This is a genomic window from Microbacterium sp. LMI13-1-1.1 (assembly GCF_040815625.1).
Classification (GTDB): Bacteria; Actinomycetota; Actinomycetes; order Actinomycetales; family Microbacteriaceae; genus Microbacterium; species Microbacterium forte.
The window spans coordinates 91,119-103,698 of the sequence record NZ_JBFPNL010000005.1 but is presented as its reverse complement, the minus strand read 5'-3'; the positions used below and the strand labels follow the sequence as shown (position 1 = coordinate 103,698).

The following is a 12,580-nucleotide window of genomic DNA, read 5'->3' as shown; positions in this document are numbered from 1 at the left end:
AGGGCTGTCGCCCCGCACCTGTTACCGCTCGGGTTCGTCGTCGATCTCGACTCCAGGGCCGGGGCCGGGGCGCACCGCAGCATCGGGCGCGATGTCGATGCGGGTGTTGCCGTCGTGCTCGGAGACCTCGATGCGGGGCGCGGCGTCGGCCTCGGTCGCCTCCGGTGCCGAGGTCAGCTGGTCGTGTCGCTTCTCTTCGCTGGTCATGGCGTCGTCTGCCTCGGAGGTGTGATCAGGCGTGCTCATGGTTCTCCTTCGTGGTGGTGGATGAGGGGTCTGCATTCCGGCTCTGCTTCCGGGTGCGGTTCCGCCCCCAGCGGGCGAGCAGATAGAGCACGCCGCCGACGGCCAGCAGGATCGCACCGAAGAGCCAGACGATGGGGCGCTGCTGGGTGAGCAGCAGGATGCACGACGCGATTCCCAGCACCGGGATGACGGTCCAGATGCGGAAGTGATCGTGCTCGACCCGGTCGCGTCGCAGCACGAGCACCGAGACGTTGACGCTCAGGAAGACGAACAGCAGCAGCAGCACGACGGTCTCGGCGAGCGTAGCCAGGTCGCCGACCAGCGTCAGGCCCATCGCGACGAGGGTCGTGGTGAGGATCGCCACCCAGGGGGTCTTGCGGTTCGGCAGCACGCGGCCGAGCACCGGGGGCAGCAGGTTCTGCTCCGCCATCCCGTAGGTCAGGCGGCTGACCATGATCATGGTCAGCAGGGCGCCGTTCGCGACGGCGATCAGGGCGATCAGGCTGAACAGCCACGAGGGGATGCTGGCGCCCGCCGCCTCCACGACCGAGAGCAGCGGCCCGCTCGACTCCTGCAGCTCGGATGCCGGCAGCGCGATCGAGCTGGCGACGCCGACGAGCACGTAGACCGCGCCGGCGGTGAAGAGGGCACCGAAGAGCGCGCGTGGATAGGTGCGCCGCGGGTCCTTCACCTCTTCGATCATGTTCGCCGATGTCTCGAAGCCGACGAACGAGTAGTACGCGATCACGGCCCCGGCGAGGACCGCCATGGCTACGGGAGTCCCCTCCGGTGTCTGAGTGAGCCGCGAGGCGTCACCGCCGCCACCCGCCACGAACACCCCCACCACGACGATGACGATCACGAGACCGCTCAACTCGATAGCGGTCATCACCAGATTCGCACCGAGCGACTCGCGGATGCCTCGGGCGTTGAGCGCTCCGACGATGGCGAGGAAGACGATCGCGACGGGGATCGTCGGCAGGTCGAAGAAGGTGCCCAGGTAGTCGCCGGCGAAGGCGATCGCCAGACCCGCGGCGCTCGTCACGCCCGCAGCGAGCATGCTGAATCCGACGAGGAAGGACACGACCGGGCTGTGGAAGGCGCGCTCGGCGAACACGGACGCCCCGCCCGCGCGCGGGTACTTGGTGACGAGTTCGGCGTACGACCCCGCGGTCAGCAGGGCGAGCAGGAGCGCGAGCAGCAGCGGAGCCCACAGCATTCCACCGACCTTCTCGGAGAGCACTCCCATCAGGGCGTAGATTCCGGCGCCCAGAACGTCACCCAGGATGAAGGCGAACAGGAGGGGGCCGGTGATGGCGCGACGCAGCCGGGTCGGCTCCTCCTGCGTCTGGGCGGTGTCGGATGTCATCCTGAAAACCTATGGAGTCGGCGGCTGCACAGCGACGGGGTTGACAGGACGCGGTATCGAGCTCGGCATCCGAAGTCATCCGTCCGGGGGATGCCGATGCGCGCAGAGCCGTCATAGCGTGGATGCATGCTGATCGTCGAAGAACTCCATCTGCTGCTTCTCCGGCCTGATGGCCGCGTCGAGAGTCCGGTGAGCGTGAACCGCCTCTATGGCGAGGTCGCGGCCGTCATCGTCGACCTCGCCCTGCACGGACGCATCTCGGTCTCGGACGAGAAGAACCCCGTCATCGACATCGTGTCGACCGAGCCGACGGGCAACCCGATCCTCGACACGACGCTGCAGCGCCTCGTGCCGTTGCGCGGCAAGCGACTGCAGTCGCTCGTGGTGCGGCCCAAGCTCGATCCGCTCGAGGTGGTGGTGGAGTCTCTCATCGCACAGGGCGTCCTGATCCGCGGAGAGCGCGGGTTCTTCGGCTGGGGTGCGGCGCGCACGCCCGAATCCGACTCCGCACCGGAGCAGATGCTCCGCGCCCGACTCGCCGCCGTGCTCGCCGGAACGGGCTCCCCGACGCAGGCCGACCTGGCGCTGCTCTCCATCCTGCAGAACCTGAACTGCGCGCATGCGATCCTGCGCGACGAATGCGGCGGAATGTCGGCGCGCGACCTCAAGAAGCGGATCGAAGAGCTCACGGCGGGGTCGCCGGCGGGGGACGCCGTCGCCAAGGCTGTCAACGACGCGATCACCGCGGCGATGGTGGCCGTCATGACCCCGACGATCGTGGCCGCGACCATCACCTGACGCGCGCTCAGCGCAGCACGGCCACACGCTCTGCGAGCTCGCTGATCACGGGGTTCGAGTCGACGGGGTCGACGACCACACCGGCGACGGCCTCGAGGTCGAGCACGGGGTGGCGCGACGTCGCCCCGATCTTCTCTTCGCTGCCGAGCACGTAGGTCTGCGCACAGCGGGCGGCGATCGCGCGCTTGGTGACGGCGTCGTCGAGGTTGCCGGTGGTCAGCCCGCGCACCGGGTCGATGCCGGTCGCGCCGAGGAAGAAGATGTCGGCATGGAGGTGCTGCACCGCCTCCATGGCGAGCGGGCCGCTCGCGACCATCGAGAAGCGAGCGAGCTCACCGCCGATGATCACGATGCGGGCATCGGAGTGCTCAGCGACCGCGAGGGCGATCGTCGGGCTGGGCGTGATCACGGTCAGGTCGGAGCCGCGCGGCAGCATGCGCGCCATCGCGAGAGTCGTGGTGCCGGCGTCCAGCACGATCGTCGAGGCCGGGGTGATCAGCTCGACGGCGCGACGGGCGACGCGCTCTTTGCTCTCGGTGGCGAGCAATGCCCGCTGGTCGACGGGGCGGTCGGCCGGCGGAATCGGCAGAGCACCTCCGTAGACCCGCACCATCTCACCGGCGTCGGCGAGCTCGCGGAGGTCGCGGCGGATCGAGTCCTCTGAGACGCCCAGATCGGCGGCGACATCCTTCGCCACCACACGGCCGTCCCTGCGCAGGATCTCTCGCAGGTGGTCCTTGCGCTGTGCGCCCAGCATCCGACTCCTCAAAATCTTGTTCATTCGCGAAGTTGCACGTTCTTGCACGGTTAACGTTACAGTCTTCTCCATGACAACTCCACTCCTCATCCTCATCGCCGGTCCCTACCGCTCCGGCACCGGCGGCGACCCCGCCCTGATCGCCCGCAACCTCGAACGACTCGAAGAGGCGGCCGCGCCGATCCATCGCCTCGGCCACGTGCCCATGATCGGGGAGTGGGCAGCCCTGCCGATCCTCCGGGGGATGGACGAGACGGATGCCGCCGAGGGCGACGTCATGTACGAGACCGCGCACCGACTGCTGCAGCACTGCGACGCGGTGCTCCGCCTGCCCGGCGACTCCGCCGGCGCCGACAAGGACGTCGAGATCGCCCTCGAGCGCGGCCTGCCCGTGTACCGATCTCTCGACGAGATACCTGCCAGGGAGATCGCTGCCGCCTAGACCGCCGTCTGGCCGGTCACGACGACGATCTTGCCGCTGGCATGCCCCTCGATCGATCGGGCGTACGCGTCGCGCACCTTCTCGAGCGGGTGCACCGAGTCGATCGGCAGCTCGATCGTGCCGTCGGCCAGCAGTTCCGCGATCATGGCGAGCTCCGCCGCGCCTGCGGCTGCGCCTCCCACTCCACGCACGGGATGCCGCTGGCGGGCCTCGTAGTCGGCGACCGTGTTGATGCGCTCGGGCGGCACGCCGAGCGAGAGGGACAGATCGACCGTGCCGTGGCCGACGGTGTCGAGCACGACGGTCAGCCCGTCGGGGGCGGCGGCGCGGATGGCATCCGCGAGCCCCTCTCCGTATGCGAGGGGCTCGATGCCGAGGCGATGCAGCAGCTCGTGATTGTGCGAGCTCGCGGTGCCGAGCACGCGGGCGCCTCGCACGGCGCACAGCTGCGCGGTCAGGATGCCGACTCCGCCGGCCGCTCCGCTCACGAGCACCACGTCGGAAGGGCCGATGTCCTGCGACTGGACGCTCGCGACCGCCGTGCGGCCGACCACGTTGAGCGCACCGGCGACGACGAGGGAGAGGTCGCGCGGAACCGGCACGAGAAGACCCGGATCTATCACCAGGTGGTCGGCCTGCGCGTGATACCGCAGCCCTCCGAAGACTCGGTCGCCGACGGCCCACCGCTCGATGTCAGCACCGACCTCGTCGATGACGCCCGAGAAGTCGTACCCGTTGCCGGAGGGGAGTGATCGTTCGTACGGATCGTGCAGGGTCTGCCCGCTGAACAGCTTCCAGGCGACCGGGTTCACTCCCGCAGCGGCGACTCGGACGCGCACCTCGTCGCGCCCCGGCACAGGAACCGGCCTCGAGTCGATCTCGAGCACCTCCGGTCCGCCGAATCGGCGGAACACGACCAGTCTCGATGCGGCCTCCCGCGATTCACCGGTCATGCGCCCAGCCTAGGAGCGCCTTCGTCGTCGAGGGCCGCTGCCTTTTTGCGATCGTCGTCGAGGGCCTGTGAGACTGTGGCCATGACCGATGGCCTGGAGTTCCCTCGACACGTCTTCGATTCGCTTCAGGCCGACCCGATCGCGTGGGAAGACCGCATCGGCGGGTCGATCCGCGTGGTCGAGAAGCGGCCGGCGGGCGGCCCCATCACGGTGATGACATCGGGAGTCTCCCTGATGCCCACCGACTCGGGCGAGCGTGTCGAGCTGGCCGTCGAGGTGAGGGACGGCCAGCAGGGCGCGGCGCGGATCGCGCTCGGGATCGTCTGCGACGACATCGCGGCGAATCGGCGGGTGCCTCCGGTCGGAGCCCCGTGGCGCAACAGCGAGTCGTTCCTCACCGGCACTCGCATCTCGGCGATCATGGTCAGCCCGTCGCGCTGGGGAGCATCCTTCGACGAGGTGCGGTCCGATGACGGCGCAGTGGTCGGCCACGTGCGCACACTCCGGATGCTGACCGACGCCGAGGCGTCGTTCGCGTCGGCCCAGGGATGGGAGGCACTGGTCGCTGCTGCCGGCTCCGTCGATGCGCTGCTCGACGTCACGCGTGAGGATGTGGTCGCTGCCCCGGGGCCGAAGGGCAACGCACCGGTCTTCCTCTCGAAGCTGCATGCCGAGCACCCGCCGCGATGGATCACGTTCACCGGGCACGACCTGCAGTCGGTCACCGGGCTCGAGTCAGAGGCGTACATGAGCGACTCCGCCAACCACGAAGTGTGGTCGGTCGACTCGTTCGTCGCGCGTTTTCCGTGGGTCGCCGACTTCGTGCGGAAGGCGCGGCCCGGTCAGACCGGGCTGTTCACCGACGCATCCGGCGCCTACGTGGTCGAAGACGAGTGAGGCCGATGCGACGGCCGCGTGGATAGGCTTTCGACCATGACAGATGATGTTCGCAACGTGCACGACGCCCTCTCGCTGATCACCGAGCACTGGCAGCCGCACCGCCTCACGAGCATCAACGACTACGACGTCAAGGTGGTCAAGCTGCAGGGCGAGTTCGTGTGGCACACCCATCCCGACACCGACGAGCTGTTCATGGTCGTGAGCGGCCGACTGACCATCCAGCTGCGCGATCGCGACGTGGTCTTGAACCCGAATGACGTGTTCGTCGTGCCGCGAGGAGTCGAGCACTGCCCGAAGGCCGAGGACGAGGTGCACGCGATCCTGTTCGAGCCGAAGGGCACGGTCAACACGGGAGACGCCGGGGGAGACATGACGGCGACCCTGCAGGAGCTCGACTGACCGACGCGCCGAGCGTCAGATCCTGAACCGCACGCCCGCCATGTGCTCGGCGACGGCCCACAGCTCAGCCCCCACATCGACCGAGCGCACCTGCGCGCTCGCGGCGACGCGTCTCGGTGCCCCGCGGAACTCCAGCAGCCCGCCGGGCCCCCAGTAGTCTCCACCCGTGGCGTCGGCGGCGACCGCCGCATGCACGATGGGCGCGGCTCCGGCATCCTTGCCCTGCACGAGCGGGCGGCTGAGTGCGGCGAGGGCGCGCGTCACTGTCGACACCGCGGCGAGGCCGTCGCGGTGCGGAGTCAGCGGGTCGACCGCGTAGCCCGGGTGCGCGCACAGCGCTGACCGTGCGGAGCCCCTCCAACGCCGATTCAGCTCGAACGCGAAGGCCATCAGCGCGGCTTTCGACCGGCCGTACTGACGCAGCGACGGACCGGTCCACGGCTGCGCGAGCGTGGCGGGGTCGATCTCCGCGAAGCGATGAGCCAGCGAACCCACTGCCACGACCCTGGCGTCATCGGCGAGCACGTCGCCGAGTCGGGCGATCAGGGCGAAGTGCCCGACGAAGTTCGTGCCCACCATCAGGTCGAGGCCATCAGCGGTGCGGGCGCCGCGATCCGCTGCTTTCACTCCGGCGTTGCAGATCACGGCGTCGATGCGCTCGCCCATGGATGCCGCGGCAGCGGTGATGCTCACGAGCGAGCCGAGATCCAGCGGGACAATTCCGAGGTCGGCGCCGGGCGCGTGCGCGCGGATCGAGGATGCCGCGACCTCCGCCCGCTCGGTCGACCGGCATCCGAGCAGCACCCTGGCGCCGTGCCCGGCGAGGATCTCTGCACACCAGTAGCCGATGCCCGCGTTCGCCCCCGTCACGAGAATCGTGCGGCCGGCGAGATCGGGGAGCGCGAGCGAGGGGGACATGCCCTCCAACCTAGGCGGAGATGCCGACCCGATCGGACGTGCGGATGACGGTCGCGAATCCACGCGCGGCGAGGATGCTCTCGGTGCGTCGCATGATCTCGTCACCCGAGACGGCCGCGAGTCCGTCATTCGCCTCGATCGCCGAGGTCGTCGTGGCATCCGTCACGAACTCGACCGCGAAGCCCAGGTCGGACGCCATCCGAGCAGTCGTCTCGCAGCACTGCTCCGTGCGGATCCCGCACACGACCACGCGCCCGACGCCGAGCTGCCGCAGCTGATCTTCGAGGTCTGTCGACGTGAAGGCGTTGACGGTGGTCTTCGTCACGGCGATCTCGTCGCCCTGCGGATCGAGGTCTGAGATCACTCGGACGAAGCCGTTGACCGGGTCGAACACTCCGCCGCTGCCCGGTTCTGAGTGAGTGACCCAGACGACCTGATCGCCGATCTCGCGAGCGTGATCGACCAACCGTGAGATGTTGTCGACGGCATCAGGGTTGGCGGTGGCCGCCCACTCGTCCGGCCGCTGACGGAAGGACTCCTGGGCGTCGATGACGAGCAGTGCGGTGGCGATGTCTCGGTTCATGCCCTCATCCTCGCGGTCGAGGGCGGCGTGGGCCAGACCGTCAGCGGCCATGCCTCGCGCGAATCCCGCCGATCCCGCAGCCCTCATGCTCGGCGCCAGAGCGCAACGATCAGCGCCGCGATCGCCGACAGTGCCGCGGCAGACAGGAACAACCAGGCGAAGCCGCCGGTGAGGGCATCCGCCGCTGATGCGCCTCCCGCTTCGAGCGCGGATGTCCGCAGTCCCGCGATCGTCCCGAGCACCGAGAGGCCGACTGCGCCGCCGATCTGCTGGCTGGTGTTGATCAGGCCGCCGGCGAGTCCGGCTTCGCCGCCCTCGACGCCGTCGACGGCCAGCTGCGTGGTGGCGACGAATGCTCCACCGAGACCGACGCCGATGAGCAGGGTGGGCGCGAGGAGGTGCGTGAGGAACACGGCATCGGATGGGGCGAACGCGATCCAGACGAGTCCGGCCGCGAGCACGAGCAGAGATGCGATGAGCACCGGGCGTGTGCCCAGCCGAGCGATCAGAGCGGGTACCGCTCCGGCGATCAGCACGAGGGCGCCGGCCAGTGGAAGCTGCGTGAGCCCGGTGGCGAGAGCGTCGTAGCCGAGCACGGCCTGCATGTAGACCGAGAGGGCGAAGAACAGGGCCACCATCGCGGCACCGGCGAGCAGCATCACGATGTTGCCGAGTGCGAGGTCGCGGTTGCGGAAGACCGACAGCGGCAGCACCGGTTCGGGGCTGCGACGCTCGATGACGATGAACGCGGCGCCGAGCGCGAGGGCGACGGCGATGAGCACGATCGGCAGCGGATGAGTGAAGCCCAGCTGTTCGACCGCGCTCAGCGCGCCGACCAGTGCGACGAGCGCGGTGGTGATCGTGACCGCGCCGGCGACGTCCAGGCGGCCGGACGCGCGCATCGTGTCGCGGGTGATGAGAAGCGGGATGGCGATGAGCACGAGCGCACCGACGGGAACGTTCACGAAGAACACCGACTGCCAGCCGAGAGAAGCGGTCAGCACGCCGCCGAGAAGAACGCCGGCCGCGGAACCGATGCCGGCGACGGCGCCCCAGACGCCGAGTGCTTTCGTGCGCTCGCGATCATCGGGGAACAGATGGGTCAGCAGCGCGAGGGCCGACGGCGCGAGCAGCGCGGCGGATGCCCCCTGGAGTGCGCGCGCGGCGAGCAGCATCTCACTCGAGATCGACAGGCCGGCAAGGGCCGATGCGGCCACGAACCCGGCGGTGCCGATCAGGAACACCCGACGGTGGCCGTAGCGATCGGCGAGGCGCCCGCCCAGCAGCAGCAGCCCGCCGAAGGCGAGCACGTAGGCGGTGATGACCCACGAGAGGCCCAGGGTGTCCATGCCGAGCTCGCGCCCGAGCACCGGCAGGGCGATGTTGACGATGGAGGCATCGAGCACGACGAGGAACTGTGCGAGCGCGAGGATGCCGAGGGCGAGCCAGCGGCGAGTGCTGCGCGGGCCGGTCACTCGCGTGGCCTGGGTGAGGCTGGTCATGGGAACTCCTTCTCGGATGGGTGGAGAGTGATTGCTCACTCACTCTTTCGGGCAAGAAAAAAGGCCGGTGGCTCGGCCCGGGGTCAGTCGGGGTGGCGGATGCCGCGGGTGAGCAGCTGGGCCCAGTCTTCTGGTCGACCGTCGAGTTGCGTGGTCACGATGAGATGGCACAGCTGACCGAAGGCGATGAAGCGCTGCACCTCGGCATCGCTCCCGCCCGACCGGGTCTTCGCGAACGACGTGACGCGGCCGAGCCCTGATCGCAGAGCGGCTCCGATCTCGGGAATGTCGGCGACCGACTGTGCGTGCACCTGCAGCATCAGCAGCGTGCGGTCGGAGATCAGGTGCGCGTACGCATCGCCCATCGCCTCGAGCGTGCTGCCGGCTGACTGGTCGGGCGCAGCATCCGCTCCCTCTGCGAGTGCGACGAGGATCGCCTCGAAGCAGGCCTCGAGTGCGGCGATGAACAGGGCCTCTTTGCCGGAGTACAGCTTGAAGACGTACGCCGGCGAGATCTTCGCCTCGCGTGCCACATCGGCGACCGTGGTGCCGTGATAGCCGCCTCGCGCGAACTCGGTCAGAGCTGCCGCGGCCACGAGTGGGCGGCGGGCATCTGCCGTGGAGAGGACGGAGCTGCGGGTGGAGGACATATGAGTGACTGTACACTCACTACCTCCGAACGGCAACCACGATCGGCACGCCATCGGGTCTGTCCGACCTTTCGCGACGAATTTGTGACGAACGCGCACCCTCGCACGTCCTATCTGTGAGCGACCAACACGCTCCCGGTGAGGCCATCAGGTCTCGTAGCCGGCACCCCGTGAGACGAAGGAAAAGTCATGGCAACTCAGGACCAGAACACCCCCGCCAGCCCCGCTGAGAAGGAACTGGCACAGACTTCCGCCGCGCCGAAGCCGGCAGCGTCCACCTCGCGTGTGGACCGCTCCTCCAGCTTCTCGACGTCGCGGATCCCCGCTGACTCGGATGCCGCGGGCAAGACCACGATCGCCGACGGCGTCGTGGCCAAGGTCGCCGGCATCGCCGCCCGTGAGGTCGCCGGCGTGTACGCGCTCGGTGGCGGTGGAGCACGCGCCTTCGGCGCCATCCGCGACGCCGTCAACGCCACCGACCTCTCGCAGGGCGTCAAGGTCGAGGTCGGCGAGACGCAGGCCGCCGCAGACCTGACCATCGTCGTCGAGTACCCCGCTCCCATCCAGGAGGTCGCGAACAACGTCCGCGCCGCCGTCGCCGGAGCGATCAGCCGCCTCGTCGGTCTCGAGGTCGTCGAGGTCAACGTCGAGGTCAACGACGTCCACGTGCCCGGCGACGACAACCACGAGAACGAGGAGTCGCGCGTCTCATGACCCCCACCACCACGGGCGCCCTCGTCGGTGCCCTCCTCGCCCTCGCTGCGCTGATGTTCGGATTCTGGGGCTTCCTGCTCATGGCTCTGTTCGCCGGCATCGGGGCGCTCATCGGTCGGATCGCCTCCGGCAAGCTCGACGTCCGCGGCCTCGCGGACGCCTTCACCGGGCGGCGTACCTCCTGATGCGCGCCGACCAGCACCTCGCCGCCGGTGGCGGCCCCGAGCGGGCCGCCACCGAGGCCACCGTCCCTGGTCGCGTCGACGTGAAAGAACGCGTCTACCGCACGGTCACCGAACAGGCGTCCGCAACTCTGATCGGTGTCCCTCGCGGTGACGTGAAGGTCGACGTGACCGAACACCCCGGCGGGATCGCGGTGCGCATCGCCACACCGCTTCCCGTCCCGGATCTCGACGACACCGTCGCGATCTCCCAGAGCGTCCCCGTGCTCGATCGGGCCCGCCAGCTGCAGGAGCAGCTCCAGCGGAACCTGACCGATGTCCTCGGACGCGACGTCACCCGCATCAACCTCACCATCACCGGTGCGACCATCCCCGAGAGGAGACGAGTGCGATGAGCACCCCGGTTCTTCGTCGCGTCGTCCGACGCGAGACGCATTCACCGCGCACCGTGGCGATGTTCGTGGCGGTCATCCTCCTCATCCTCGCCCTGGCCTACATCGGGCTCGAGATCGTGCTGAACCTCGCCGCCCAGCCGGCGCTGCTGCTCGGTCCCGCCGCCGCCGGCGGATGGCTGGTGGGTCTGCCCACCGCGCAGCCCGCCGGCCTCGTGATCGCCGGTAGCGTCGTACTCGCCCTCATCGGGATCGTCTTCCTCGTGCTCGCCCTCACTCCGGGCCGCCTGTCGAAGCACACCCTCGAAGCGGGCGACCGGGCGGTCGTCGTCGACAACGGCGTGATCGCGAGCGCTCTCGCTCAACACCTGTCTGAGGAGACGGGCCTCGCCCGTGACAACATCACCGTCGGTGTGGGCCACCGTGGAGTCGACGTCACCGTGCGCCCCGGCGCCGGCATCCCGCTCGACAAGGGCGCGGTGAAGTCCGCCGCCGAAGCTGAGCTGCAGACGTACCGACTCACCAGGAGCGTCCGTACCCGGGTGCGCATCGAGCGCCCCACCGAGCAGGAGGACGAGCTGTGAACAACACGAACCGCGCGCTGAACCGCGTACTGCTGCTGATCATCGGGCTGCTGTTCCTGGCCCTCGGCGCCGTCGGCATCGCGATCATGAGCTGGCCCACCGCGACGGACATCTGGACGTCGGCCGGTGAGAACGCCCGCTCCTGGCTTGACCAGGCGATCGCTGCCACCGCCATCGCCGGCGGCAGCCTCTCGTGGATCGGAATCGGCGCCGTCGTGGCGATCCTCGTGGTCGTCGTGCTGCTGATCCTCGCGCTCACCAGCATCGCCGGACGCCGCTCGAAGACGGCCTTCCGCTCCACCGGTGCGCAGAACCCGCTCGGTCGGGTCACCGTCACCGAGTCCTTCGTGTCGGATGCCGTGAAGAACTCGCTCGCGACGAGGGACGAGATCCTCTCGACCCAGGTCACAGCGAACGACATCCGCAACACTCCGGTGCTGCACGTGTCGGTCACGCCGCGGCAGAACACGGACCCGCGAGAGGTCGTCGATCACATCGACCGGCTTCTCACCAACCTCGCCACCCTGACCGGCCGTGACACCGAGACCTACGTCTCGATCCACACCGGGCTCCGTGCGCGTCTCGCCCACGACCAGCGTCGACTGTCTTGAACACCGGTCGTCGCACTCACTCTCAGGAAGCAGGAACCAGCATCATGCGAAACAAGATCCTCCTCATCGGCGCCGTGGCTTTCGTCGCCTACATCCTGGGCAGCCGATCGGCGACCGTGCAGGTGAACAAGGGCGAGTCGGTCCGGCATCAGCTCGTACGGATGTGGAACGACCCCAAGGCGAAGAAAGAACGAGCCAAGACCGCCAAGAAGGCGGCCAAGGCCGCGGAGAAGGCGCTCGATAAGGTTCGACGCTGACATCCGTCCACACACTTATCGTCGGTCGCGAAGAGCAACGGCGATAAGACGGCGGGAATCCTCCCGCAGTCAACGATCACCCTCACGAAAGGAGCTCCTCATGGGACTCGACGACAAGATCAAGAACGCCGCTCAGGACATCGCCGGCAAGGCGAAGGAAGCGATCGGCAACGCGACCGACAACGACAAGCTCGCCGCCGAAGGCAAGGCGGACCAGGTCAAGGCCGACGCGAAGAAGGCCGGCGAGAACGTCAAGGACGCGTTCAAGAACTGACACACCCAGCGGGCGGGTGGAGGGCGATTCACACCTCCACCCGCCCGTT

19 protein-coding genes are annotated in these 12,580 nt (G+C 68.7%); 11 read left to right on the top strand and 8 right to left on the bottom strand.

The window, feature by feature from the left end; translation table 11 throughout:
* Positions 1 to 21 precede the first annotated feature (21 nt).
* Positions 22 to 246 (bottom strand): multidrug transporter, encoded by a 225-nt coding sequence (locus MRBLMI13_RS07365; RefSeq protein ID WP_367821516.1) that lies wholly within the window; start codon positions 244 to 246, stop codon positions 22 to 24.
* The gene (locus MRBLMI13_RS07360) at positions 233 to 1,615 is read right to left on the bottom strand and encodes an APC family permease (RefSeq protein WP_309691987.1); all 1,383 of its coding nucleotides are present in this window, start codon (positions 1,613 to 1,615) and stop codon (positions 233 to 235) included. The genes MRBLMI13_RS07365 and MRBLMI13_RS07360 overlap by 14 nt, the downstream gene beginning before the upstream one ends.
* Before the next feature lie 126 nt (positions 1,616 to 1,741).
* On the opposite strand from MRBLMI13_RS07360, the gene MRBLMI13_RS07355 reads away from it, so the two are divergent.
* Entirely contained in the window at positions 1,742 to 2,413 is a 672-nt protein-coding gene (locus MRBLMI13_RS07355; protein ID WP_309691984.1) for a GOLPH3/VPS74 family protein, read from the top strand.
* Positions 2,414 to 2,420: 7 nt separating this feature from the next.
* Here the strand turns inward: MRBLMI13_RS07355 and MRBLMI13_RS07350 are convergent, their stop codons facing one another.
* The gene (locus MRBLMI13_RS07350; protein WP_367821514.1) at positions 2,421 to 3,170 is read right to left on the bottom strand and encodes a DeoR/GlpR family DNA-binding transcription regulator; all 750 of its coding nucleotides are present in this window, start codon (positions 3,168 to 3,170) and stop codon (positions 2,421 to 2,423) included.
* Between the two features lie 70 nt (positions 3,171 to 3,240).
* Between MRBLMI13_RS07350 and MRBLMI13_RS07345 the strand changes: the two genes are divergently transcribed.
* Positions 3,241 to 3,612: a DUF4406 domain-containing protein gene (locus MRBLMI13_RS07345; RefSeq protein WP_042541585.1), complete on the top strand. Its 372-nt coding sequence runs from the start codon at positions 3,241 to 3,243 to the stop codon at positions 3,610 to 3,612.
* Here MRBLMI13_RS07345 and MRBLMI13_RS07340 read toward each other — a convergent pair.
* Complete coding sequence (locus tag MRBLMI13_RS07340) at positions 3,609 to 4,565, bottom strand: NADP-dependent oxidoreductase (RefSeq protein WP_367821511.1); 957 nt, start codon at positions 4,563 to 4,565, stop codon at positions 3,609 to 3,611. The two genes, MRBLMI13_RS07345 and MRBLMI13_RS07340, sit on opposite strands and share 4 nt — an antisense overlap.
* An 81-nt stretch (positions 4,566 to 4,646) precedes the next feature.
* On the opposite strand from MRBLMI13_RS07340, the gene MRBLMI13_RS07335 reads away from it, so the two are divergent.
* Together MRBLMI13_RS07335 and MRBLMI13_RS07330 are read left to right on the top strand one after the other, a co-directional pair.
* Positions 4,647 to 5,462 (top strand): suppressor of fused domain protein, encoded by an 816-nt coding sequence (locus tag MRBLMI13_RS07335; RefSeq protein ID WP_367821509.1) that lies wholly within the window; start codon positions 4,647 to 4,649, stop codon positions 5,460 to 5,462.
* Positions 5,463 to 5,498: 36 nt separating this feature from the next.
* Positions 5,499 to 5,864, top strand: coding sequence for a cupin domain-containing protein (locus MRBLMI13_RS07330; protein ID WP_309691975.1), 366 nt, complete (start codon positions 5,499 to 5,501; stop codon positions 5,862 to 5,864).
* A 15-nt stretch (positions 5,865 to 5,879) separates the two neighbouring features.
* Here the strand turns inward: MRBLMI13_RS07330 and MRBLMI13_RS07325 are convergent, their stop codons facing one another.
* From MRBLMI13_RS07325 to MRBLMI13_RS07310, 4 genes are all read right to left on the bottom strand, one after another.
* Positions 5,880 to 6,782 carry an SDR family NAD(P)-dependent oxidoreductase gene (locus MRBLMI13_RS07325; protein ID WP_367821507.1) on the bottom strand — a complete coding sequence of 301 codons (903 nt, stop codon included), beginning with the start codon at positions 6,780 to 6,782 and terminating at the stop codon, positions 5,880 to 5,882.
* A gap of 10 nt (positions 6,783 to 6,792) precedes the next feature.
* Positions 6,793 to 7,365, bottom strand: a complete 573-nt coding sequence (locus tag MRBLMI13_RS07320) for an isochorismatase family protein (protein WP_367821505.1) — start codon at positions 7,363 to 7,365, stop codon at positions 6,793 to 6,795.
* Between the two features lie 83 nt (positions 7,366 to 7,448).
* Positions 7,449 to 8,867, bottom strand: a complete 1,419-nt coding sequence (locus MRBLMI13_RS07315) for a DHA2 family efflux MFS transporter permease subunit (RefSeq protein WP_367821503.1) — start codon at positions 8,865 to 8,867, stop codon at positions 7,449 to 7,451.
* A gap of 83 nt (positions 8,868 to 8,950) precedes the next feature.
* Positions 8,951 to 9,517, bottom strand: a complete 567-nt coding sequence (locus MRBLMI13_RS07310; protein WP_367821501.1) for a TetR/AcrR family transcriptional regulator — start codon at positions 9,515 to 9,517, stop codon at positions 8,951 to 8,953.
* 189 nt (positions 9,518 to 9,706) lie between these two features.
* On the opposite strand from MRBLMI13_RS07310, the gene MRBLMI13_RS07305 reads away from it, so the two are divergent.
* The 7 genes from MRBLMI13_RS07305 (at position 9,707) to MRBLMI13_RS07275 (ending at position 12,531) form a co-directional block, all read left to right on the top strand.
* Positions 9,707 to 10,231: an Asp23/Gls24 family envelope stress response protein gene (locus MRBLMI13_RS07305; RefSeq protein WP_079113761.1), complete on the top strand. Its 525-nt coding sequence runs from the start codon at positions 9,707 to 9,709 to the stop codon at positions 10,229 to 10,231.
* Positions 10,228 to 10,416: a DUF2273 domain-containing protein gene (locus tag MRBLMI13_RS07300; protein WP_042541587.1), complete on the top strand. Its 189-nt coding sequence runs from the start codon at positions 10,228 to 10,230 to the stop codon at positions 10,414 to 10,416. The genes MRBLMI13_RS07305 and MRBLMI13_RS07300 overlap by 4 nt, the downstream gene beginning before the upstream one ends.
* Positions 10,416 to 10,808, top strand: coding sequence for a hypothetical protein (locus tag MRBLMI13_RS07295; protein ID WP_056311292.1), 393 nt, complete (start codon positions 10,416 to 10,418; stop codon positions 10,806 to 10,808). The genes MRBLMI13_RS07300 and MRBLMI13_RS07295 overlap by 1 nt, the downstream gene beginning before the upstream one ends.
* A complete protein-coding gene (locus tag MRBLMI13_RS07290) occupies positions 10,805 to 11,389 on the top strand; it encodes a DUF6286 domain-containing protein (RefSeq protein WP_309691956.1) in 585 nt (194 codons plus the stop codon). Before MRBLMI13_RS07295 ends, MRBLMI13_RS07290 begins: the two co-directional genes overlap by 4 nt.
* The gene (locus MRBLMI13_RS07285) at positions 11,386 to 12,000 is read left to right on the top strand and encodes a hypothetical protein (protein WP_042541590.1); all 615 of its coding nucleotides are present in this window, start codon (positions 11,386 to 11,388) and stop codon (positions 11,998 to 12,000) included. Before MRBLMI13_RS07290 ends, MRBLMI13_RS07285 begins: the two co-directional genes overlap by 4 nt.
* 44 nt (positions 12,001 to 12,044) lie before the next feature.
* Positions 12,045 to 12,257 (top strand): hypothetical protein, encoded by a 213-nt coding sequence (locus MRBLMI13_RS07280; RefSeq protein WP_341955746.1) that lies wholly within the window; start codon positions 12,045 to 12,047, stop codon positions 12,255 to 12,257.
* A 100-nt stretch (positions 12,258 to 12,357) separates the two neighbouring features.
* The gene (locus MRBLMI13_RS07275) at positions 12,358 to 12,531 is read left to right on the top strand and encodes a CsbD family protein (protein WP_042541591.1); all 174 of its coding nucleotides are present in this window, start codon (positions 12,358 to 12,360) and stop codon (positions 12,529 to 12,531) included.
* The last annotated feature ends 49 nt before the right edge of the window (positions 12,532 to 12,580 follow it).